The organism is Vibrio sp. A2-1 (assembly GCF_021728355.1).
Classification (GTDB): domain Bacteria; phylum Pseudomonadota; class Gammaproteobacteria; order Enterobacterales; family Vibrionaceae; genus Vibrio; species Vibrio splendidus_K.
Genome location: NZ_JAKKCO010000001.1, coordinates 418,232 through 438,728 on the forward strand (window position 1 = coordinate 418,232; position 20,497 = coordinate 438,728).

Consider the following 20,497-nt stretch of genomic DNA (forward strand, 5'->3'; position numbering starts at 1 on the left):
AGGGCTCGACAGTGAGTTGAGCCCTTTTCTCATTATTAGCTGTTTTAGCATTATTTAAATAGCTGGAAGCTCATTAAGTAAGAAATAGCTGCTTAGAAAAACGTTTTAATTCAGACGAATTCAACGGTTATGGTTATTAAAAATGAAATTTACAAAGCTTAGTAAAACAATCTGTCTGGCACTGTTTGCCTTACATATCTCTCCATCGTTTGCCCAAGACTCGAACTTGATTCCTGTGACTATCGAAAAAGCGCACAAACAAGCATTCACTTCTTCAATCAACGAAGTTGGAAAAATCAGGGCAACGGACTCTGCTGCATTGACATTTAGTGCCTCCGAAAAAATTCTCAACATCCATTTCAAAGATGGAGATTCAGTTAAAAAAGGCGAACTCATCGCTCAATTGGACAATACCAAAGCGAAAGCCGATTTAGACAAAGCAAGAAGCTCGCTCGCGCTAGCAAAGTCGAAATTAAAGCGAGTACAAGAATTACTAAAGAAACAGCCTGACTCTATGTCTCAACAAGATGTGGAAGAACTGGGAGAGCAGGCGAATCTAGCAGCAGCGGATTACCGTCAGAAAGAAGCGCTGATGAATGACTATTTATTGGTAGCGCCATTTGATGGGCAGTTAACTAATTTTACCCACTCAGTGGGCAGTAAGATTGATAGCGCAACCGCGTTGGTGAGTTTGATCAAACTCGATCCTGTCGAAGTTCAGTATTCCATTGGACAGTCGGATTTAGGTAACGCGCAGCTTGGACAGAACGTTTCCATCCAAGTTGATGCTTTTGTCGATGAAGCCTTTTCTGGCGTAGTGGATTACATTGCCCCCGCGGTGGATGAGAGTTCAGGCCGTGTAGAAGTACACGCGCACGTAACCAACCCAGACCATCGTTTGGTTCCAGGTATGTTTGCCAAAGTAAGCCAAATGACGAGCGAAGACACAACGCAGATGGTGGTTTCCCAAAATTCCGTTCAAGCAAAAGATGCTGAGCGCTTTGTGTGGGTTGTGAATGGCGAAAAGATCGAACAACGCATTGTTGAATTGGGCGTAAATACTAACGACGGATACGTTGTTGTCGAGAAAGGCTTGAAACTGGGTGATAAGGTCGTAGTGACGGGACAACAGAACCTAAAGAAAGCGTCTCTAGTTAAGGTAATGAACCCTAATGCGGAGCAGAAAACCGTTGAGCTAATAACGGAACCGACAGGCAAAGAAAACACTCAGCAGACTGTTGAGCCTAAAGTAGAAAAGAGCGTAACAAAGGTGGATGAACAACATCCGGTAGAGCCTTCGGTTGATTGGACAGATGCATCGAAAGGTGTAGACGAAGCGATCAACGAAAACACCGAGCAAGCAGAGGCAAGCGCGACTGTTGAGCCGTTATCGAGCGAAACCCTAAGCCAGGAAACGTTAAGCAAGGAAATCCAAAGTAAGGAAACCCAGAGCAAGGAAGCCGTAACGAAGGAGAATCCGAATGAGGCTTCCTGAGATTTGTATTAAGCATCCAGTTTTTGCTTCAGTACTGAGTATCGCAATTGTTTTATTTGGCCTGCTGTCATTTCAGAAATTATCGATCCAATATTTCCCTGAACATAAAACACCGTCAGCGACCGTAACCGCGGCGATTAATGGTGCGAGCGCAGAGTTCATGTCACGTAACGTGGCCGACAAACTGATTACCGCTGCAACCGGTCTCGACAGTGTGAAAACCATGACGACGGACTGTCAGGAAGGTACGTGTAATCTAAAAATCATCTTTGAAGATGACATTGATGATGTCGAATACACCAGCTTGATGAACAACCTGCGCAGCAGTGTCGAAGCGATTGGCGATTTTCCACCAAGTATGACGGATAAGCCAACGGTAACGGATGACTCTTCTGACACCAGTATGCCCAGTAACATCATCACTTTTGTCAATACTGGCAAGATGTCGAAGCAAGATATGTACGACTACATTAGCCAACAGGTTGTGCCTCAGTTTAAGCATATACAAGGCGTTGGCGGTATTTGGGGACCGTACGGCGGCAGTGAAAAGGCGGTGCGTGTTTGGCTTCAACCCGATCGCATGATGGCGCTTAACATGAGTGCATCGGATGTAGTTGGTACATTAAGCTCATACAACGCGACATTTACCGCGGGTACTATCAAAGGTCAGGTGAGAGATTTCTCTATTAACCCGGTCAACCAAGTGACCAGTGTTGATGATGTGCGAGATTTGGTGATTCGTGTTGATAACGGCAAGATCATTCGTGTCGGCGATATTGCAGAAGTTAAAATGGGAGAAGAAAGCTTAACCCCGAGTATTCTTCGAGTCGATGACAACTTAGCAATGTCGATTCAGGTACTGCCACTGAAAAGTGAAAACCCAGTGACTGTTGCCAATAAGGTTAAGAAGCAAATAGACGTGATTCAGCCTCAGTTGCCAGAAGGCATTGAGATGAAGATGGTTTATAACCAAGCCGACTTCATTAAAACTGCGATTGATGAAGGTTTTATGACTTTAGTTGAGGCGATTGTTCTTGTTTCAGCCGTTGTCGTGTTGTTCCTTGGTTCAGTTCGTGTGGCGTCGATTCCTATTATCACGATCCCAGTCTGTGTGATTGGTGTGTTTGCAGTTATGCATGTGCTTGGGTTTAGTATCAACGTGCTGACTATCTTGGCCATCATTCTTGCGATTGGTTTGGTCGTCGATGATGCCATTGTTGTGGCTGAAAACTGTTACCGACATATCGAAGAGGGCGAAACCCCTTTTAATGCGGCAATCAAAGGGTGCCGAGAGATCGTCTTTCCTGTGATAGCGATGACGCTGACTTTAGCGGTCGTGTATCTCCCTATTGGTTTGATGTCGGGCTTAACCGCCGACCTATTTAGACAATTTGCTTTCACGTTAGCAGCAGCAGTGATCATCTCTGGGTTTGTGGCTTTAACGCTCTCACCCATGATGTGTGCTTACTTAATGAAGCCAGTTACAAAGCCGGCAAGGTGGTACAAAAAAGTTGATGCGAAGCTGAATGTTCTGTCTGACTTGTACACCAAGGAACTTAGCAAATGGTTTGAGCGTAAAACACTGATGAGTGGTATTGCCTTGGCATTGATTGCTCTATCTGCTTTGGCGGTTTGGACAATGCCTCAAGTGTTGCTTCCAACGGAAGATACTGGTTTTGTTGAGGTCACTTCAACGCCTCCTACAGGAGTCGGACGTCAGTATCACCTAGACAACAACGAGCAACTTAACAGTGTGTTCAAAGGTGATAATTCAGTAGAAGCGAATTTATCTTACATCGAAGGGACTCCGACCAATCACGTTTTATTGAAATCATGGGGCGAGCGTGACCAGTCAGCTGATGAGTTGGTGAACGAGTTTATCGCTAAAGCGCAAAGTTCGGTCTCTGCTTATGGCATGTCTTTCAAGGTTCGCTCGGCTGATAACTTGAACATTGCCACTAATATGATCCTAGAGTTAACGACGGTTAACCGTGATACCACCGTATTGTCGGAAACGGCGAATGAGGTGGTGGAGGCGCTTGAGAGTTATGAGGGCGTGACCAACATTAAAAATTCGATGTTGCGTGACCAATTGCGTTATGACTTGTCGATTGACCGCAATGCTATCGTATTGTCTGGTGTGGATTACAGTAATGTCACCAATGCGCTATCTACTTTCTTAGGATCAGTGAAGGCGGCAGATCTACAAGCGGATGATGGCTATACGTACCCAATTCAAGTTCAAGTAAATCTTAGTGATCTTGGCGATTTCAAGGTGCTCGATAAGCTGTATGTGGACTCACAGTCTGGCCAAAGGCTTCCTTTATCTCAGTTTGTATCGATTAAACAAGTGACATCAGAATCTAACTTTAAGACGTTTATGGGTAAAGACAGCGCTGAAATTACGGCTGACTTAATGCCCGGATACACAGCGAGCGATGTGAAAGCCTACATTGATGATACCGTTCCAAGCCTATTGAAACCTGCACAGAGCTACGAATTCAATGGAATTGTAAAAGACCTCGTTGATTCAACAGCCGGTGCACAGGTGTTGTTTGTATTGGCGTTAATTTTCATCTTCCTGATTCTGGCGGCGCAATTTGAAAGCTTTGTTGATCCAATGATCATTTTGCTAACGGTTCCGTTGTGTATCGTGGGTGCGATTCTGACGCTATCGATATTTGGCCAAAGCCTTAATATCTACTCAAAAATCGGCTTGCTGACTTTGGTAGGCTTAGTGACCAAACACGGTATTTTGCTGGTGGAATTTGCTAACGAGAAACGTAAATCGGGTGCAAGTGCTCAAGAGGCGGCGATCAGCAGTGCGCGTTCAAGATTGCGTCCTATCTTGATGACATCACTCACTATGATCCTCGGTTCATTGCCACTGGCACTAGCGGATGGTCCGGGTTCATTAGGCCGTATCAATATTGGTTTAGTGTTGGTCGGAGGTTTGACTGCCGGAACTTTCTTCTCGCTGTTCTTAGTGCCAGTGGCTTACGTCGGTATGGCGAACCTAAAACAGACGGACATATTAGCTTGCTTGAGAACGAAAGCAGCATAGCGATATACTTTAAGTTTAAGCTAGATACTTCAAGGCCCTCGTTGTGAGGGCCTTTTGCTATGGGGGTTTCTAGATTAAGCGAAATGAGCGGTGCGGACGGTTAGAAATCGTAGTTTAGATTCATTGAGCTGTAGATTTCGGCGTTGCTTTGGTCTGAGGCAACAGTTGTGTTGTAGATATATTCAGTATCAAAGGTTAGCGCTAAATTGCCCATCAGAATGTTCTTTAGATAGCCCTTAAGGTTGTAGTTGGTGTTCTCTTCACCGTAAGCCATGTTAGCGGTTGCACCCATAGAAAAAGTTTCTGTGAGCGTTAGCGAGCCATCAACACTGGCATTAACGATCAGTTCATAGTTCTCTTTGTTGGGGAACTCTTCATCGGAGGATTGTCGTTTACTGATTCGATAACCCGGGCCCGCCGATCCTTGAAGCTTAATTCTTTCGGTATCGTAAAAGTGACGACCTAGTCCGGTAGCTGCAATGAACTGCTTACGATAGGTACCAAAGTGGTCGTGTTCAAAACGTGTTGTCGCAACCAAATAGGTGACTTCGTTTAAGTCATAGCTGATGCCATAGTTGGTGGTATAACGATTAGTACCATCTTCATCATTTTCAGCATCGGTATAGTAGGTGTCGAACTGAACTCGCTGCCCCCAGTTTTCTTTCTTGTAGCCAACGGATATCCCAGAATTGATAGACAAGGATGAACTGGTGTTTTGCGAGTAGATAAACCCAAGCTTAGTCAGGGTTGTAAAAGGAGATTCTTCAGCTTCTTCTTTTAACTCAGAACCTTCGCTTAATACGACGTCGCCTTCGAGTACCACTTCATCAACCTCTTCGGCAAATACGGGCATAGAGATAGCGATTAGAACTATAGGTAGCTTTGCTAGGGAACGTGTGTATGAAACTGTGCTTGTTAATGGGCGCGTTGTTTGTGAGATAGTGTGTGTTGACATAATGGTTTGGTTTATAAGGTGATTGAACACGACCAACCAAGAGTTAGTCGTGATGAGCAGTCAATGATTGAACCGTAAGGTCGAGTGAGTTACGACGCGATAGGCAAAGGCGAAAAGATCGTTTTGATCGCTGAAAACCCGTTACCTCGATGAGGATTGAAGTCTTCAATGTGAACGAAAAATTCAAGTATCTCAGAGGGTTTATCATCTTCGACTAATAGGAACTCGAGTAATCCCTGTTCGACATGGCATGAAACAATGGTCTCACTCGAATAGTCAGCTAAAACCTGTTCAACATTGATTAAGACGCTCGTCTCAGGCAAGACGTTGAAAGCATCTTGCGCGCATTTAAGAATACAGCTACACACATACTCACGATATAAGGTGTTGCTGTCTGAAAGGGATAAGGTTTCTAACTTTACTTCGCCTTGGCACAATACCTTTTTTTCTTTTGGGATCACGTTGTGCTTATTAACCTGAATATTGACTTCTAACAGGTGCCCATTCTTATAGGTATTAAAGTTATGGTTTATCAGCTTGGTGTCGACTACCGCGGCGTTTATAGGGTTCTGTTGCGCTTCTGAAAGGGCAGAAAGCTTGGCGCCACTATCGTTGTTTAAAATGCCTTTCGACAACTGATTACCTTTGGCCCAGTAGCTGTAGTGTTGAACCCAACTTACAAACTCAGTTTTGTATTGTTCGATGTCTTTCTCGGCGGCACGCTCAATATTGTTGGTCAGTGTGTACAACTTCGACTTGCTGCCCAACAGCATATCTAGCCAGTTAGGCTTGTACTCATCGAGTGCTTCCATGGCTTTGACTTTATGATCGAATCGGACCGTTGGCATTGCCGGCGCAGGTTCCATCGCAATCGACTCCCAATTCATTTTTGGGGTCGGAATGGTATGCACGGATTGGATTAAGTGGAGGTGTTGATTGAATAAGCTCACTTCGCTTACAGCGTCCTCAAGTTGTTTGGTATTCATCTACATTCCTGTCGACTGTTGTTTTTGTCATTTGGCGCTTAGTTTATGTTCAAAGTGCGCGAACAGTATTTAAATGAACGTGAATGATCTTTCGTGAGGTTGCTTGACATTGGTTTAGGAATATTTTGGGGAGAAAGTTAGGTTTATGATTGAGATAACAGCATAGAAACACAGAGAACAGGCGCTCTCTGTGTTGGTCATATTACGACTATAGAAACTCGCTGATGAGTATTATCTTTGGCGTCTTGCGACCAAAGTAAATCGGTAATCGTTAGACGTGAAGTAGTTACGGCTGTATTCAAACACCGTATTATTGGCAAGGTAACCACGAGTGCGCTTTTCAATAATCGGTTGAGCAGGGTTTGTCACTTATATCAGTGCTGCATTGGCTAGTTAGGCTATGTGCGTCATTTTATTAAGCACGAAGGTTTCAATACAACCTTCAGTCGCAGCTACATACTCTGCAATGTGTTGGCTCGCTAAGTGTTTCTCTAGATGAACTTCCGACTCCCAGTTCTCATGAAATACAAAATGAGCTGGGTTACTGTTATCTTGGTGCAGGTCGTAATTTATACAACCATCTTCAACACGGGTTTTGTCGATCAATTTAATCATCTCTGATTTAACTAACTCAATCTTATCTTCTTTAGATACGATTGTTGCAATAATAGTCAGCTTGCTCATTCTTTATTCCTCAGTGTTCCACTCGGTAAGTGTAATTAATATAAGCAGTTGAATGAGAGGGGTAAAGATTGGCTAGATCCAATTACTATGGATACTTTAATCCATAATTAAAGCCAGTCTCTTTAATAAAAAATGCCCGACTATAATAGTCGGACATGGATGATAGAGTTTATTCGAAAGTATTAGTTGTTGATTTCTGCTTTAATCCAAACCATACGGTGGTCAGAAGATATGTCCTTACCGTTTCCGTAATTACCTACACGTTCGTCATTCATTAATAGACGGCCGTCTTCGAACGTTGCTGGCCAGTAAATACCAGAGTCTGAAATCGTTAGGTTTTCTGATGGTACAACATGATCAAGGCGTAGTCCGCTCGTGCTGGTCACTTGACCAGGGTATGGAGTATCCCAGTTTGCTTCTTTACATTCGCCAAGAGCTAGACATTCTGGGCCACCAAGGCTGGCAGGTGCTAATGGACCGAACGTCGCTAACCGATTAACTTTGTCGTGGTCCATCAGTGCATTGATTGCTGTCAAATCACCATCACCTTTAAGAGGGTCAGCGTTAAGGTCGCCCATAACAACGAATTTAGCGTCTGTACTTAATCCGCCAGTCACGCCTTTATCGTCGTACATGTAGCTTTGACCATCGATGTAATCGACCCAGAAATTAACTTCATCTGCATTTTGAACCTTGTTCTTACCCGTGTCGAAAATAGGTGGCGTTGGGTGAGACATAAGTAGGTGAATCGTCTCTGAGGTACCGTCTTCTTGAGGGATTAGGATTGGTGCATCAACGTGGTTTTTAGAAGAAAGGCGAACTTCTGCCCACTCTTCAGCAGTATACCAGTCGTCACCACACTCCATGCCATCTGGGATAGGGTTCCAAGAATCGTTACAGTTGGTGATAGTTGGCATGGTAGCCGAAGGCATATCGCTCCATTTGAACTTTTGGAAAGTACGAATGTTGTCGTGATCAATTTCATACATAGACATTAGAGCGAACGCATATTGTCCGTGGTAGGTACCAAAGCCCCATGCATCGCCTGGTAGTTGCCCCGGATTACCGTCATTATCTAGGTCAAAACCAAATTCGTTTAAAAGGCCAGTGTTGGTCGCGAAGTTGGCAAAGTACTGGAATACGATTGGATCTAACTGAGTGCCGTCTTGATCAAAGCTATTTGAATTTTGAGATACAGATAGGTAGTTCAAGCGGAAACCGATAAGAGCATCGTTATTTTCAGCGGTACCATCGTTGTTAAACTCCGCCATCATGATTACTTCTGGGCGTTCAGTCTGGATGATTGCAGCTACGTTACGAATCTGGATTACTTTAAGAGCGGTGGCTTTGGCTTCTTCAGACAAAGTATCATTTTCCCAGCCTTCAACCAATGCGTCTTGCTCTGGCTTAGTCAGTTTCATTTCAGCTACAAGATCTTCGTAGGTATAACGGTCAAAAGACAGGTTGAATACGGCGATTTTAGCTTCTGTAGAAGATGGTACGGTTGGTTCTTGAGGGTAGTAGTTATTAGTTGTTTCGTCACCGCAGCCGAATAAAAGGGTAGTAGAGATTGCTAGCGCTAGTGATGTTTTTAACATTTTCATAAAATGATTCGCTTTTGTAGTCCGTGGAATAGGAGGGCGCGCATTTTATGTTACAAAATGAAATCCTGTAAGTGACTCTTGTCACAGTTGGTAATGTAAGAAAACGTTTTCTTACACTGTATGTGTGATATTTGACATTGGTCCATTTTTGATTAGAGTTTTTACTCAACCCAAATCGCCAATAGGGTCATAAAAACCAGAAAGCGCCGAGACAGTTTGAGCCTAGGCGCTTGATAAAAAAGAATATGTTATTAAAAGGTTAAGCGTACTGTTCCACTGTCATAGCCCAATTTTTCTTCTGCTGTTCAAAATTCATTTTGATTTGTTGGTAACGAACCTTAAGTACTGAGTGTTCGTACTTTTTCACAACATCTTCGCGTTTACTTTCAATTAGCTGCTTTTTGACTTCGTAGTATTCGTTCATGTTTGATACAAGTGCATCGAATTCTTGTTGAAGCTTTTCCGCGATTTGTTGCTTATCGGCACGGTGCATGATTTTTTGCTGCGTGCGCTTTAATAACATTGATGCTTCGGCTTTTTCGATGCGAGCTTGAGGCGTTTTCTTAAGCTTGCTTGCTAAGCCCATTAAAGAAGCACTCTTAATCAACCATTTAGTTGGATCGTATTGCCACCAGTAGATGCCGTTACGGTAGTCGTTCTCAAAGATGTGGTGGAAGTTGTGGTAGCCTTCGCCAAAAGTGAGTACCGCTAGCACACCGTTGTCACGCGCTGTGTTTTTGTCGGTAAAAGGTTGGCTGCCCCAGATGTGAGCAAGAGAATTAATGAAGAAAGTTGTGTGGTGGTTAAGTACCAAACGAACAGCGCCCACAATTAACAACATGCCAAGTACGTCTCCGTAAATTACACCTAATACGATTGGAACACCGAAGTTCATAAGCAATGCTAATGAAACGTAGTGCTTGTGCTGCCACATAAGAATCTTATCTTTCTTCAGGTCGCGACAATTTTCGTAATCTGTGTACATTGCAGTATTGTAATTACGAATCATCCAGCCGATGTGCGAATACCAAAAGCCACGTTTTGCTGAGTATGGGTCTTTGTCGTTGTTATCGACATGCTTGTGGTGCACACGGTGATCAGAAGACCAGTGTAGCGCGCTGTTTTGTAGAGCAAATGCGCCACCTAATGCAAATAGAAATCTTAGGCTTGAATGCGCTTCAAATGCTTTGTGTGACCATAAGCGGTGATAACCCGTCGTGATAGAAAGATTACAGAACGTAAAACAGATCGCTAGCCATATCCAGTGCTCCATACCATAGCCAAAAAAGTAGCCATAAACGGGAGCCGCGACAACAGCTAACAGCATGCTAAAAGAGAATACAAAAATATTGAGCCAGATTAGTGGTGGCTTTTTTGTTGATGGTTTATCGGCACTATTCATTAGTAAATTTCCATTGAGCTTACATCTGTTCGCTAGAATATCAGCGTACACGTGTAAGTCAATATTGAAAGTGTAAACGTGTATTAGTATGTTTTGCTTAAATATTGTATAAAGGTAGTGTGAAATGTAGTAGCAAGTCATAAATGGAAGTACTAAGGGCTAATAAATGGAAATTAAGGTAGCTGAATATAAAGATTATGAGCGGATTGCCCAATTACACGCGGATAGCTGGAAGCTATATTACCGTGGCATTCTTGCTGATGATTACCTAGAAAATGATGTTCTGGAGGACAGATCTGTTATTTGGCAGACTCGTTTGATTAATCCTCCTTTCAACCAACATGTTTTATTGCTTGAAGAAGGCGGTTTACTGGTTGGTTTCGTCTGCGCGTTTGGTAATCACAACTTTGAACGTGGCACGTTCATTGATGCGTTACACGTAGACAATAATTACCACGGTCGTGGTGTTGGCAAGCGTCTATTGTCTGAATTATCAAAGTGGTTGCAGCAATACTATTCTGATTCGGGGCTTTACCTAGAGGTGATGTCTGAGAACCACCAAGCGATTGCTTTTTATCAGGCAATTGGTGGCAAAGAAGAACTAGAGCAAGTTTGGAACGCACCATGTGGCAGCCAAGTGAATGAAAAAGTGATTTCTTGGAGCTCTCCCGTTGAACTTGAACAGAAAACAGCGAGCGTTGTGTATTCTTAGTAGCTTCTTATTTAAGTAACTATATACTGAAGTCACTTTAAAGCCGAAGAACGAAGACAAAAGCCCCGAGCATTCAATTGTTCGGGGCTTTTTTGATTGGATTAATGGTCGTTATAATGAATCGCTAACGCGCGTGAAATACTGTGTGATTAATCACTCCATGTGATCTTATTTCTACCGCTTTTCTTCGAAATGTAGAGTGCTTGATCGGCATCGTCGATAAGTTGTTCGACAGAGCCGAGAGCCTGTGACGCATGTTTCACACCGATTGAAATCGTTACTTCTAACCGAAGGAGAGAAGGAGATCCTAATAGGGAGTTAACTAGCGATTCAATTGAAGCCTCAGTTTCTCCTTGGACCATCACTAAAAACTCTTCACCGCCGTATCGAAAGCAGTTACTGCTGGTTGGTAGCCTTTTTTGAATCTCATCGGCCAGTTCTTTGATCACCATATCACCCATTTGGTGGCCGTAGGTGTCGTTAATCGATTTGAAATGATCAATATCTATCATGATCGATGTTATGGATAACTGACGGTCTATGCTTGGTTCGATCACCTGATGAAGATAAAGGCGGTTGTAGCAACCCGTTAGCGCATCTTGATAAGAAAGGGCTTCAAACATATTAGATTGCTTGCGGAGTTGTATTGCTTGTTTACGCAGTTGTTCGGATTGAGCAAAACGTTTGTGTACTTCTAAGTCTCGCCTTATACAGGCCGCTGAGATTAGGATGTAAGCTGAAATATAAACGGAAATTGTTTCGATCTCATGCTTTGGCTCTGCCTCATAAAGTATTGGAGCAAGGCCGATGAGATAAGCCAAAAACATAAACGACAGAGTAGTGATGCTGTATTTAGCAGACAGTCTTGAAAAGGTTCCGATGTAGATCATTACGAGAATGATGCCACCTTGGTAATCGAAATTGTTCAACTCAATAGCGAGTCGACCTACATAGACCAAGAAAAGCGAGCTAATTACAAGGAAGGTACTTTCTACGAGTTCTAAAACGTTGGGTTTATTTGTAATGCAGTATCTGGCGACGGCCATCATCAATAGAAAAAGTATGACTCGGAAAATGATAGGGGTTACGCACTCTGTACCAAAGTGGATGTAGTCGGTAACAATGAAAGCACAGAATATTGAGATTGGAATGTAGATGAAATTTATATACGGCAAATAAATTTCATTATCGAAATAGGTTTTAAATCTTTGATTCTTGAACCCAGAATAAGAGCGCATTGAGAAACTAACCGAGATTGATACACAATAATTTGCGTAGTATGTCACAGTCTTTGGGATTGTAAATGACCGTTTCTATAGATTTGTCAGTATGTTAGCTAGATCAACAAACGGTAGAACGCAATATTCACGCCCTATTATCGATAGAGCGTGAATATATTAGAGGTTGGTGTAAGACTGGTTAACAGAAACTAATGCAGATTAACAAAAACTAATAGCGATTAGCGCTTGTTCTTCAAGTAACGTTTACGGCGCTCTTCTTTCTTCTTAATCTGTTGCTCAGCTTTCAGCGCAGCCGCTTCTTCTACTTCAACCAATTCTTTGGTAATCATCTCTGGTAGTTCTAGCGTTACTTTACCTAAAGTACCGTTGCGAAGTTCGTGAAGTAGGATTTCCGAACACTTGTGAATGTCTATATGACCACCTGCACGAAGTGCACCGCGCTTACGACCAATTGCTTCCATCAATTCGATGTCAGACTCTGGCAGCTCTTCAATTTGGTAGCGTTCTTGTAAAAGGTGAGGGTACTGCTTCGCTAAGTACTCGACTGTGTAGAATGCCACTTCGTCGTATTCCATTGCTGTATCTTTTACCGCACCAGTCGCAGCTAAACGGAAGCCGCTGTGTGGGTTTTCTACTTTAGGCCAAAGGATCCCAGGAGTATCTGAAAGGATCACGCCGTTTTGCAGGTTGATGCGTTGTTGACGACGAGTTACAGCAGGTTGGTTACCCGTTACCGCAATCGTACGTCCAGCCAAACAGTTGATGATGGTCGATTTACCCACGTTAGGGATGCCCATAATCATCGTGCGAATGTTCTTACCCATTTGTTCACGGTGCGGTGCTAATTTACGTACCAGCTCCATCACGTGGTTAACTTCTTCTTTTACGCTAGTAGTAATCGCAATCGCTTTAACGCCTTGCTCTTTCTCGAAGTGCTCAATCCAACGCTCAGTGAGCTCAGGATCGGCAAGGTCGCGCTTGTTCAACACTTTTACACAAGGCTTATCGCCGCGCAGTGAAGAGATCATTGGGTTTTCACTACTGAACGGGATACGAGCGTCCAGTACTTCGATGATCACATCAACCTGTGGGATAACTTCTTCGATTTCTTTGCGGGCTTTATGCATGTGACCCGGAAACCATTGAATAGACATAGAGATAAACCTTGATAAATATATTTGCTGCACATTGTAAGGGTTCGCTAGGGCGTGTAAAGCGCTATGTTGTACCTGAAGCTATGTCTTTACGGTGTTATCTAGGGGCTGTGGCTGTCACATGACTAGATATGGCAGGAGTTTCCCAGCCATTTAACAACACCTAGTAACAATGGATGAGATTGTACGAACGACTGAAAGTTGATTTTTGACGGGTTATTTCCTAGTTCGTGACTCTAAGAAATAGGTCATAAATACCATGTATAGCAAGACTAAAAATAGCTGGAAAATACGAACGTAAAACTTGTCATCCAACGCGCCGCTGCTTATTGATGTTCCCATAAGTACATTGAATCCGGTAAAGGCCGTAATATATATAGGCGCCTTTTGTGGAACGGTATAAATCTTTATTCCGAAAAGCGCAATGACACTGAGTACAACCATCATATATACATACATATTAGGTGCTAAAGATATGATGAGAAAAGTGACGAATGAAATCAGGCCTGCGAGGATGTTACTTACTGTGAAAAATAACGCGGTCTTACCGGACGTTTCGCTGCTTGCCATTAACGATAATAACATTACAAATGCAACGGTAAGCAGTATCTGTGAAAGTTGAAAATAGAAGTAAAAGCATACGAGTGGAAATGAAATCACCCATGCGCGTATAGCGGCTGTCCATCGCATTTCTTTGGTAAGTGGAGATACGGGAAAGCCAACAAAGTCCGTCTTCTCTTCTTCGGGAAAATAAACGTGTGAAAGGGCATACAAAGCGACGGCCAAAGTGCCTGAAAACGCAAAACCGATTCCTACATTCAGCGCGGATGCTTGATCGATTATCGTTATAGATGGAAGTAATATCAGTTCGATCATTAAGAATGTTGCGAACATGACCCATTTAGGGTCGGTAAATAAATAGTATGCCCAAAGCATCCCGAGTGTGAGTATAGAAAGAAAGGCAATTTTATACTCAGGTAGCCCCGTTGATACTACGAATCCAATTACAGCGGTGGATAGAAGCGCATAGGCCAACTGTTTGACATGGAGAATATGAAATTGAGGTTTACCAGTGATAAATTTTGCGGTCAGAAGTGGCGTACAAAAAGCTAATGGCCAGTTAAACCATAGTGCAAGGAATGTTGCCAAGCCGACTGTCGTGACGTAGCGAAAAATCCTACGCTCTTGTGCTTGTTCTATTTTATCGAACATAAGAGAACAAGCTCACTACGTTAATCCAGAATTTTCCAAGTAGGTTGAATAGAGTGTTTTCGCCAGTATAAACGATGACATCTGCTTGGCCTCCAATTCGCATTGATTGGATCGCTGATGGTTCGTTTATTTTGATCGTAACTGGAATACGTTGTGTGTCTCTTAACCATCCATTTTGGTTTTGTACACTCGCAAGGTCGCCAAGTTGTTCGTTTTTACCCCATGTGACTCCCAGGTCGATTGAAGAAACTGTGCCTTTGAACGTAGTGCCTGGAGCAAGATCTAATGCGATTTCAACATCATCGCCTGGCTTTATGTTACCGAGACTATTCTCTCGAAAATAAGCTTCAAGCCATAAATTGTCGCTTTCGACGAAGGTGACTAATGGAGAGCCTGAAGAAGCGTATGAACCTTCTGATAAATTCAAGTTGGTTACCGCACCATCTGAAGGCGCTGATAGGGTTGTGCGCGATAAGTCTAATTGGGCTTTTTGTAATTCAAGTAGTGCTGATTGTATTTGTGCATTTTCCTCTCCCTCTGAACCCACTTGAGCTTTAGCTTTTTCTAGATTAGCGTGAGCGTTCATGACCTCAGCATTAGCTTTATCAATCGTGGCACGTGTTGTATCTGCATCTGACTTTGATACAACCCCTTTGTCTGCCATCGCTAATACTCGTTGACCCTGACGCCGAGCATTTTGTTGTGCAACTAACGATGTCGTGAGTTGTGCTTGAGCGGAAATAATACTGGCCATTTGCGCCCCAACTTGCTGTCCGGCTATCTTCAATTTTGCTTCTGCTTGTTTAACGGCTATCTCATAGTCGGTAGAGACAATTTTGAGCAACACGTCATTTTTCTCTACTTTAGTGTTTGCTGTAATATTAATTTGTTCTATTAAACCTGATACTTGTGGTTTTAAGGAAATGACGTTGCCTTCAACTCTAACGTTGTCGGTAGTTGGAATAATCCTGTCTGAAACTACAGCGATACCAATAGAAAGTATGGTGAATGCCAACAGACTGTTTGTCGCTATTTTTACTTTATTGATTGGTTTCTTTTTTTGCGTTTCAGTGCCGATTTTTTTTATTTCTGACATGTGAGGCTCTCAATTTAAGATTCTGATATGTAGGGAGTTAGGTGTTCTACTCCCATCAATGAACCATCACGTTATTAATGAGAGAGTGAACCATTTTTAAGATAAAAATAAGATCAAATATCTTGATTTAATGGCCATGTCGTGACATTGGTTTTTTTATTTTCGTGATGAAATTGAAACATATGCTAGGCAGAGTCAAATCGGTATTAATTAAATTGGTTATTTTTGATGTGTCACCAAATGGCAAGCATGACGTTAGATGAATGATTAACATGGATTTTGAACATCAATTGCAGCCAATTAAGAGGTTCGAGAACTGCAATTGAAACAAGATTAACGTTAAAGGGTACTGGATATGAAACTGATAAAGATTCTCGCATTCTCTATGATTGTGTTGACTTCCAACGCGTATGCAATCACAGATGCCAGTAAGATTGGCGCAAACTCAGGTGCTATGAATTACTGCTACGATAACTTTTCTGACCCTAGCCAAAATTCGAAATATAAAATTCTCAAACTGAAAACCTATGAAAAGTACCGAGATCTACTTAGTGATGAACGTGCAAGAGCGTTATTAATGAAAAGGGCTGCAGAAGGTGGCGATTATTTAGGAGACCCTCTGGATAAGAGTCGATGCAATAGCCTACGAAAGGTGCTTTATATTAAATATAACTAAATAGTATGAATCTAACCCCTTATTTGATTTGCCAAGTAAGGGGTTTTCTAATTCTTAGGCACGACTGTCAACATATCAAACGAGAAACATCTAATTATAAAGAAGGTCCTAACGTATGGCGTTACCGAATAGAGGAGTACCACTTGTTCGCACAGATTGTGTTCATGACCTGGCTGAACTCTTTAGTGAAAGAGATATTAATGTTTATTCTTTGATTACTGGTGTTAAAGCACCGGTTGACATACAAAGATGTGAATTCCCGTTTATACCTGAGACTGTTTTACTCAACATAATCAGAATGTTTGGTGAAAGTGTTTCGTTGGACACATTTGTGACTCGTGTTTGGTTAATGTGTAAGAACACCTATATACCGGGCGTGATTGCTCAGTTGGTTAAAGCAAGGGAGGGCACTGTAAAAGAAGCGCTAGAAGAATTCTGTGAAATCATTCGATATTACTCAAGCGGAGTTAAAATATCGTTAAAGCTCCATAATGATTGTTACTGGTTAGTTCGCGAAAAAGAGGGTGCGACACAAGACTGGTTTAAGTACGCGGAAATATTCTCGTTCATTTTCCTGGATGAGTTGATAACAGCTTTGACAAAACACAACAGCAAAGAAAAGTATGTGACAATTGTCAGCCCACATACGGAGTGCTTTTTTGAATGCTCACAGTTAGCACATGTTCAGTTTTTTACACTCCGCTCAGTCACAGGTATTCGTCTAAATAACAAAATTTTGAGTCAAAAAGTTAACTTAATAAAAAATTCAGGAAGAGAGGTCATAGATCGAGAAAGTATACCTAGTGATTTTTTGTGCTCATTCAAACATGCCATGCAACCATATTTGTCGATGGGAAAGTTACCCATATCAACGGCTGCGAACATACTGGGAATGAGTCCTAGGACTATCCAGAGGCGCTTATTCGGCGCAAGTGTAACTTATCGCGAAGTATTGGATGATCTTATTCTAAATGAAGTTCAGGTTCGGCTGAAGTACTCGGACGACTCAATAACGTCAATAGCAACCAATATCGGGTATGGTGAATCTGCTAACTTCACTCGTTTCTTTAAACGCAAAACAGGGTTTACTCCTTCACAGTTCCGCAGCCAACATCAAGGTTTATAGTTTTCTGTCAGTGAGGGGTAATTATATGATTGACTCAAAACTCTATACATTGATTAGAAAAGTTCGTCTTTGGTTTCTCGTTTTTGTGCTGGATATATGAACTTTATTAAATCGCATTCCCGTGGCGCGATATGACAATTCCTAAACGCTCTGATCCAATAACATGATTGGGTAGACAACAAATAGAGGAATCATCATGTCACACCGTTTTAATGAATATCGCTTACCACTTGAAAGCTCTCTCAAACATGCAGTTTCTTACCTAGAATCTTTAGCAGATAGACCGGTAGACAAAGGTACAACCTCACAAGCGTTACGTGAAGCTATCGGCGGGGATTTACCATTGCGACCAACAGACCCATCACAAGTGATTAATGACATGGTAAAGAATGTCGATGCTGGTTTAATGGCATCTGGTGGTGCACGTTTCTTTGGGTACGCGATTGGCAGTTCATTTCCCGCTTCACTAGCAGCCGATTGGCTCGTGAGTGCTTGGGACCAAAATGTGCCTTATTACGTTTCTAGCCCTGCTATGTCTGTTGTTGAAGAAACAGCTGCAGAGTGGATGGTTGAGCTACTAGGTTTAAATAAAGGTACGGCGGTAGGTTTCACTTCTGGTGCTCAAGAAGCGATTTACACCGGTTTGATTACTGCCCGCAATACACTGCTTGAACGCGCTGGTTGGGATGTGGTGACAAAAGGCTTGTTTGGAGCTCCTCGTATTAGCGTTGTTGTCAGTGATCAAATTCATTCAACGATCAAGCGCGCGCTATCCATGATTGGCATTGGTCTTGAAACGATTGTCAAAGTACCAACCGACGATAACTTACGTATTATCCCAGATAACTTAAAAGAAATTATTTCAGGCTTAGAAGGCCCAACGCTTGTTTGCGCTCAAGCTGGCTGTATTGATTCCGGTGCTTTCGACCCATTTAATGAATTGGCTGATGCTGTCGAGAACCACGGCAACGCGTGGCTTCACGTAGATGGTGCAATTGGTTTATGGGCTGCCGCAAGTGATAAACAAAAGTACTTATTAGCAGGTATTGAACGCGCAGATTCTATTGATACTGACGGGCATAAATGGTTCAACATGCCGTATGACAGTGGAATGATCATCGTAAAAGATGCAGCGGCACTATCTAAAGCGATGGGCGGTAGTAACATGGGTGACTACCTTAATGATGCAATGGAAAAACCAGATCGAAATGCGATTAATTTTGGTATTTCTGCATCAAGAAGAGCACGTGGAGTTCCTGTGTATGCAGCGTTCAAATCATTAGGCAAAGAAGGGATTGTTGAACACATTGATCGTTGTACTGAGTTAGCTCAGCGTATGGCGAATAAGCTTTCATCCGTGCAAGGTATTACGATTTTGAATGATGTTATTTCTAATCGTTTCTCAGCACAATTTGGTGAAGGCGATGACACTTACCGCAATGAACTAACAGATCGAGTAGTTCACCGTTTACAGGAAGAGGGAACATTATATCCATCAACTTCGGGTTACAAAGGCTTGAAGACGATGCTGTTCTCTGTTCTGAGCTGCCATACTTCGACTGAAGACATCGACCTATCTGCTGAGAAGATTGTTGAAGCATACCTGACGGAGAAAGAATTTATGGATAATGCAGCCTCTTAATTCATCCCTCAGAGAGTAAGTCCCAATTGAATATTGGGACTTTTTACTAATTTCCATCTAATACATGAGTTATGGAACCACTATCTTGAGATGAATAAAAAGCTGCTATATCTCTCAAGTCTTGATCATCGAGCTTACTGAGCTGAACTCGCATCATTTCTGCGTAGTCGCCTTGTCTATTTCCGCTTTGGTATGCTTTCATCGTGTTATAGAGGTAAGTTGAATTTTGACCCGAAAGTTTGGGGTAATCAGTGTTACTTGTTTCACCCGTGGGGTTATGACAGAAAACGCAACTTGGTGATTTCATTTTACCCAATTCAGGATCGCCAAAATCAGAGGCATGAAGGCTAGGGGAAAGAGTGAGTAATAGTAAAGCGAAGGATTGATAAGTCATGTTTTTACTCCAGTTAAAAACATAACAATAAGGCTTACCCTAAGGGGAAGCTCAAGTCTGAATTGCTATAGATGCTAATGGTGTTAACAGTTAAAGCGTACTTTTTGCTCTGTTAGGTAAGTAGAGGGGCTGCAGAAGTGATGTTTCCGTGAGTTAACAGGTTCGACTCGTATTTTATAGGGCGGGATGTTTTTCTACTTTTTAAAATGTGATTAAACCACAGACGATTCGATTTAAACTTCGTTTATTAGCCTGACAGTGATTCTATGAGGAACTGAATAATATCAGGTCACCTTTCAAGGGCTTAAATTCTAATACGTCTGTTTGAAAAAAAACTGCAATCGGCATTTTTATGTTCATAATTTCAACTATATGTCTGGTTGTATAATAGTCTCTAAACTATTGATAAAATGTGCTTTTCTTATCGCTTCTTTTCTATTGGTGACATTTATTTTTTTGTATATGTTGTATACGTGCGTTTTTACCGTGCTTTCTGAAATAAATAGTTCGCTTGATATCTCTAGATTTGAATCTCCTCTGACAACTCGTTTAAATATCTGAGCCTCTCTTTTCGTCAGGTTAGACAGTATTACCTGAGACTTGAAAGTATAAGAGCACGCATTGGATAAAATATGTGACATTAACTTCCTAGGTAGCCATAGATCGTCATCACATACTGTTTTTAAACAACGTGTAAGGTGTTCAATAGGAGCATCTTGATAAATCATCCCCTTTATATTAAACAGGTTGAATAGTTGCATTACGGTAATACTCTGTCCGGTAATATCTGAGGGAACGTCATAGACTACCCATTTACTGGACTCTATTTTTGATAAGATGATGTTGATATCTTCGATATTTTCCAAGAGTAAGTAGCTAATGAGAACGACATCGAACGTTTTATGATTACGAGAGCGCTCAATGCTTAAAATACATTCTCTGCTAAAAGAAAAATCACTGTATTTCCCTATTTCTCGTTGAATAAACTGGTTGTTAATACCGTTGTCACCTACCAGGAGTATGTGCTTTAAATTATTTTTATTTTCATACATAA

The 20,497-nt window shown here is 42.1% G+C and carries 17 protein-coding genes and 1 pseudogene; 6 read left to right on the plus strand and 12 right to left on the minus strand.

Going from position 1 to position 20,497, the window contains the following annotated elements; all coding sequences use genetic code 11:
* Window positions 1–142 precede the first annotated feature (142 nt).
* Entirely contained in the window at window positions 143–1,495 is a 1,353-nt protein-coding gene (locus L3V33_RS01795; protein ID WP_237288833.1) for an efflux RND transporter periplasmic adaptor subunit, read from the plus strand.
* Entirely contained in the window at window positions 1,482–4,559 is a 3,078-nt protein-coding gene (locus tag L3V33_RS01800; protein ID WP_237288834.1) for an efflux RND transporter permease subunit, read from the plus strand. The genes L3V33_RS01795 and L3V33_RS01800 overlap by 14 nt, the downstream gene beginning before the upstream one ends.
* Before the next feature lie 100 nt (window positions 4,560–4,659).
* Here the strand turns inward: L3V33_RS01800 and L3V33_RS01805 are convergent, their stop codons facing one another.
* The 6 genes and pseudogenes from L3V33_RS01805 to L3V33_RS01830 all read right to left on the minus strand — a co-directional run bounded on the left by L3V33_RS01805 (window position 4,660) and on the right by L3V33_RS01830 (window position 10,190).
* The gene (locus tag L3V33_RS01805; RefSeq protein WP_171329719.1) at window positions 4,660–5,412 is read right to left on the minus strand and encodes a DUF481 domain-containing protein; all 753 of its coding nucleotides are present in this window, start codon (window positions 5,410–5,412) and stop codon (window positions 4,660–4,662) included.
* A gap of 191 nt (window positions 5,413–5,603) precedes the next feature.
* Complete coding sequence (locus tag L3V33_RS01810; protein ID WP_146457787.1) at window positions 5,604–6,500, minus strand: hypothetical protein; 897 nt, start codon at window positions 6,498–6,500, stop codon at window positions 5,604–5,606.
* Window positions 6,501–6,731: 231 nt separating this feature from the next.
* A pseudogene (locus L3V33_RS01815) lies at window positions 6,732–6,863 on the minus strand (transcriptional regulator); the annotation flags it as partial.
* A 30-nt stretch (window positions 6,864–6,893) separates the two neighbouring features.
* Window positions 6,894–7,184, minus strand: coding sequence for a putative quinol monooxygenase (locus L3V33_RS01820; RefSeq protein ID WP_146457789.1), 291 nt, complete (start codon window positions 7,182–7,184; stop codon window positions 6,894–6,896).
* 182 nt (window positions 7,185–7,366) lie between these two features.
* Entirely contained in the window at window positions 7,367–8,788 is a 1,422-nt protein-coding gene (locus L3V33_RS01825; RefSeq protein ID WP_186733138.1) for an endonuclease/exonuclease/phosphatase family protein, read from the minus strand.
* A 259-nt stretch (window positions 8,789–9,047) separates the two neighbouring features.
* Window positions 9,048–10,190: a fatty acid desaturase gene (locus tag L3V33_RS01830; RefSeq protein ID WP_171329620.1), complete on the minus strand. Its 1,143-nt coding sequence runs from the start codon at window positions 10,188–10,190 to the stop codon at window positions 9,048–9,050.
* 166 nt (window positions 10,191–10,356) lie between these two features.
* Between L3V33_RS01830 and L3V33_RS01835 the strand changes: the two genes are divergently transcribed.
* Window positions 10,357–10,902 carry a GNAT family N-acetyltransferase gene (locus tag L3V33_RS01835; RefSeq protein ID WP_004731280.1) on the plus strand — a complete coding sequence of 182 codons (546 nt, stop codon included), beginning with the start codon at window positions 10,357–10,359 and terminating at the stop codon, window positions 10,900–10,902.
* 149 nt (window positions 10,903–11,051) lie between these two features.
* On the opposite strand, the gene L3V33_RS01840 is transcribed toward L3V33_RS01835, so the two are convergent.
* From L3V33_RS01840 to L3V33_RS01855, 4 genes are all read right to left on the minus strand, one after another.
* On the minus strand, window positions 11,052–12,077 hold the full coding sequence (locus L3V33_RS01840) for a GGDEF domain-containing protein (protein ID WP_171329618.1): 1,026 nt from the start codon (window positions 12,075–12,077) through the stop codon (window positions 11,052–11,054).
* Window positions 12,078–12,361: 284 nt separating this feature from the next.
* Window positions 12,362–13,297, minus strand: a complete 936-nt coding sequence (gene ylqF, locus L3V33_RS01845; protein WP_054545545.1) for a ribosome biogenesis GTPase YlqF — start codon at window positions 13,295–13,297, stop codon at window positions 12,362–12,364.
* A gap of 216 nt (window positions 13,298–13,513) precedes the next feature.
* Complete coding sequence (locus tag L3V33_RS01850; RefSeq protein ID WP_237288835.1) at window positions 13,514–14,509, minus strand: DUF2955 domain-containing protein; 996 nt, start codon at window positions 14,507–14,509, stop codon at window positions 13,514–13,516.
* A complete protein-coding gene (locus L3V33_RS01855; RefSeq protein ID WP_114635278.1) occupies window positions 14,499–15,605 on the minus strand; it encodes an HlyD family secretion protein in 1,107 nt (368 codons plus the stop codon). The genes L3V33_RS01850 and L3V33_RS01855 overlap by 11 nt, the downstream gene beginning before the upstream one ends.
* Window positions 15,606–15,960: 355 nt before the next feature.
* Here L3V33_RS01855 and L3V33_RS01860 point away from each other — a divergent pair, with 355 nt between their 5' ends.
* From L3V33_RS01860 to L3V33_RS01870, 3 genes are all read left to right on the plus strand, one after another.
* Window positions 15,961–16,281 (plus strand): hypothetical protein, encoded by a 321-nt coding sequence (locus L3V33_RS01860; RefSeq protein WP_237288836.1) that lies wholly within the window; start codon window positions 15,961–15,963, stop codon window positions 16,279–16,281.
* Window positions 16,282–16,396: 115 nt separating this feature from the next.
* Entirely contained in the window at window positions 16,397–17,407 is a 1,011-nt protein-coding gene (locus tag L3V33_RS01865; protein ID WP_237288837.1) for a helix-turn-helix transcriptional regulator, read from the plus strand.
* A 196-nt stretch (window positions 17,408–17,603) separates the two neighbouring features.
* A complete protein-coding gene (locus L3V33_RS01870) occupies window positions 17,604–19,049 on the plus strand; it encodes a pyridoxal-dependent decarboxylase (RefSeq protein WP_237288838.1) in 1,446 nt (481 codons plus the stop codon).
* A gap of 46 nt (window positions 19,050–19,095) precedes the next feature.
* On the opposite strand, the gene L3V33_RS01875 is transcribed toward L3V33_RS01870, so the two are convergent.
* Window positions 19,096–19,443 (minus strand): cytochrome c, encoded by a 348-nt coding sequence (locus L3V33_RS01875; protein ID WP_114635282.1) that lies wholly within the window; start codon window positions 19,441–19,443, stop codon window positions 19,096–19,098.
* A gap of 368 nt (window positions 19,444–19,811) precedes the next feature.
* On the minus strand, window positions 19,812–20,495 hold the full coding sequence (locus L3V33_RS01880) for a response regulator transcription factor (protein ID WP_004731200.1): 684 nt from the start codon (window positions 20,493–20,495) through the stop codon (window positions 19,812–19,814).
* Between the last annotated feature and the right edge of the window lie 2 nt (window positions 20,496–20,497).

What these genes read in the sequence shown, in the direction of transcription:
- L3V33_RS01795 (WP_237288833.1), top strand. Translation starts at nt 143, where the DNA reads ATGAAATTTACAAAGCTTAGTAAAACAATCTGTCTGGCACTGTTTGCC.
- L3V33_RS01800 (WP_237288834.1), top strand. Translation starts at nt 1,482, where the DNA reads ATGAGGCTTCCTGAGATTTGTATTAAGCATCCAGTTTTTGCTTCAGTA.
- L3V33_RS01805 (WP_171329719.1), bottom strand. Translation starts at nt 5,412, where the DNA reads ATGCCCGTATTTGCCGAAGAGGTTGATGAAGTGGTACTCGAAGGCGAC.
- L3V33_RS01810 (WP_146457787.1), bottom strand. Translation starts at nt 6,500, where the DNA reads ATGAATACCAAACAACTTGAGGACGCTGTAAGCGAAGTGAGCTTATTC.
- L3V33_RS01820 (WP_146457789.1), bottom strand. Translation starts at nt 7,184, where the DNA reads ATGAGCAAGCTGACTATTATTGCAACAATCGTATCTAAAGAAGATAAG.
- L3V33_RS01825 (WP_186733138.1), bottom strand. Translation starts at nt 8,788, where the DNA reads ATGAAAATGTTAAAAACATCACTAGCGCTAGCAATCTCTACTACCCTT.
- L3V33_RS01830 (WP_171329620.1), bottom strand. Translation starts at nt 10,190, where the DNA reads ATGAATAGTGCCGATAAACCATCAACAAAAAAGCCACCACTAATCTGG.
- L3V33_RS01835 (WP_004731280.1), top strand. Translation starts at nt 10,357, where the DNA reads ATGGAAATTAAGGTAGCTGAATATAAAGATTATGAGCGGATTGCCCAA.
- ylqF (WP_054545545.1), bottom strand. Translation starts at nt 13,297, where the DNA reads ATGTCTATTCAATGGTTTCCGGGTCACATGCATAAAGCCCGCAAAGAA.
- L3V33_RS01850 (WP_237288835.1), bottom strand. Translation starts at nt 14,509, where the DNA reads ATGTTCGATAAAATAGAACAAGCACAAGAGCGTAGGATTTTTCGCTAC.
- L3V33_RS01855 (WP_114635278.1), bottom strand. Translation starts at nt 15,605, where the DNA reads ATGTCAGAAATAAAAAAAATCGGCACTGAAACGCAAAAAAAGAAACCA.
- L3V33_RS01860 (WP_237288836.1), top strand. Translation starts at nt 15,961, where the DNA reads ATGAAACTGATAAAGATTCTCGCATTCTCTATGATTGTGTTGACTTCC.
- L3V33_RS01865 (WP_237288837.1), top strand. Translation starts at nt 16,397, where the DNA reads ATGGCGTTACCGAATAGAGGAGTACCACTTGTTCGCACAGATTGTGTT.
- L3V33_RS01870 (WP_237288838.1), top strand. Translation starts at nt 17,604, where the DNA reads ATGTCACACCGTTTTAATGAATATCGCTTACCACTTGAAAGCTCTCTC.
- L3V33_RS01875 (WP_114635282.1), bottom strand. Translation starts at nt 19,443, where the DNA reads ATGACTTATCAATCCTTCGCTTTACTATTACTCACTCTTTCCCCTAGC.
- L3V33_RS01880 (WP_004731200.1), bottom strand. Translation starts at nt 20,495, where the DNA reads ATGTATGAAAATAAAAATAATTTAAAGCACATACTCCTGGTAGGTGAC.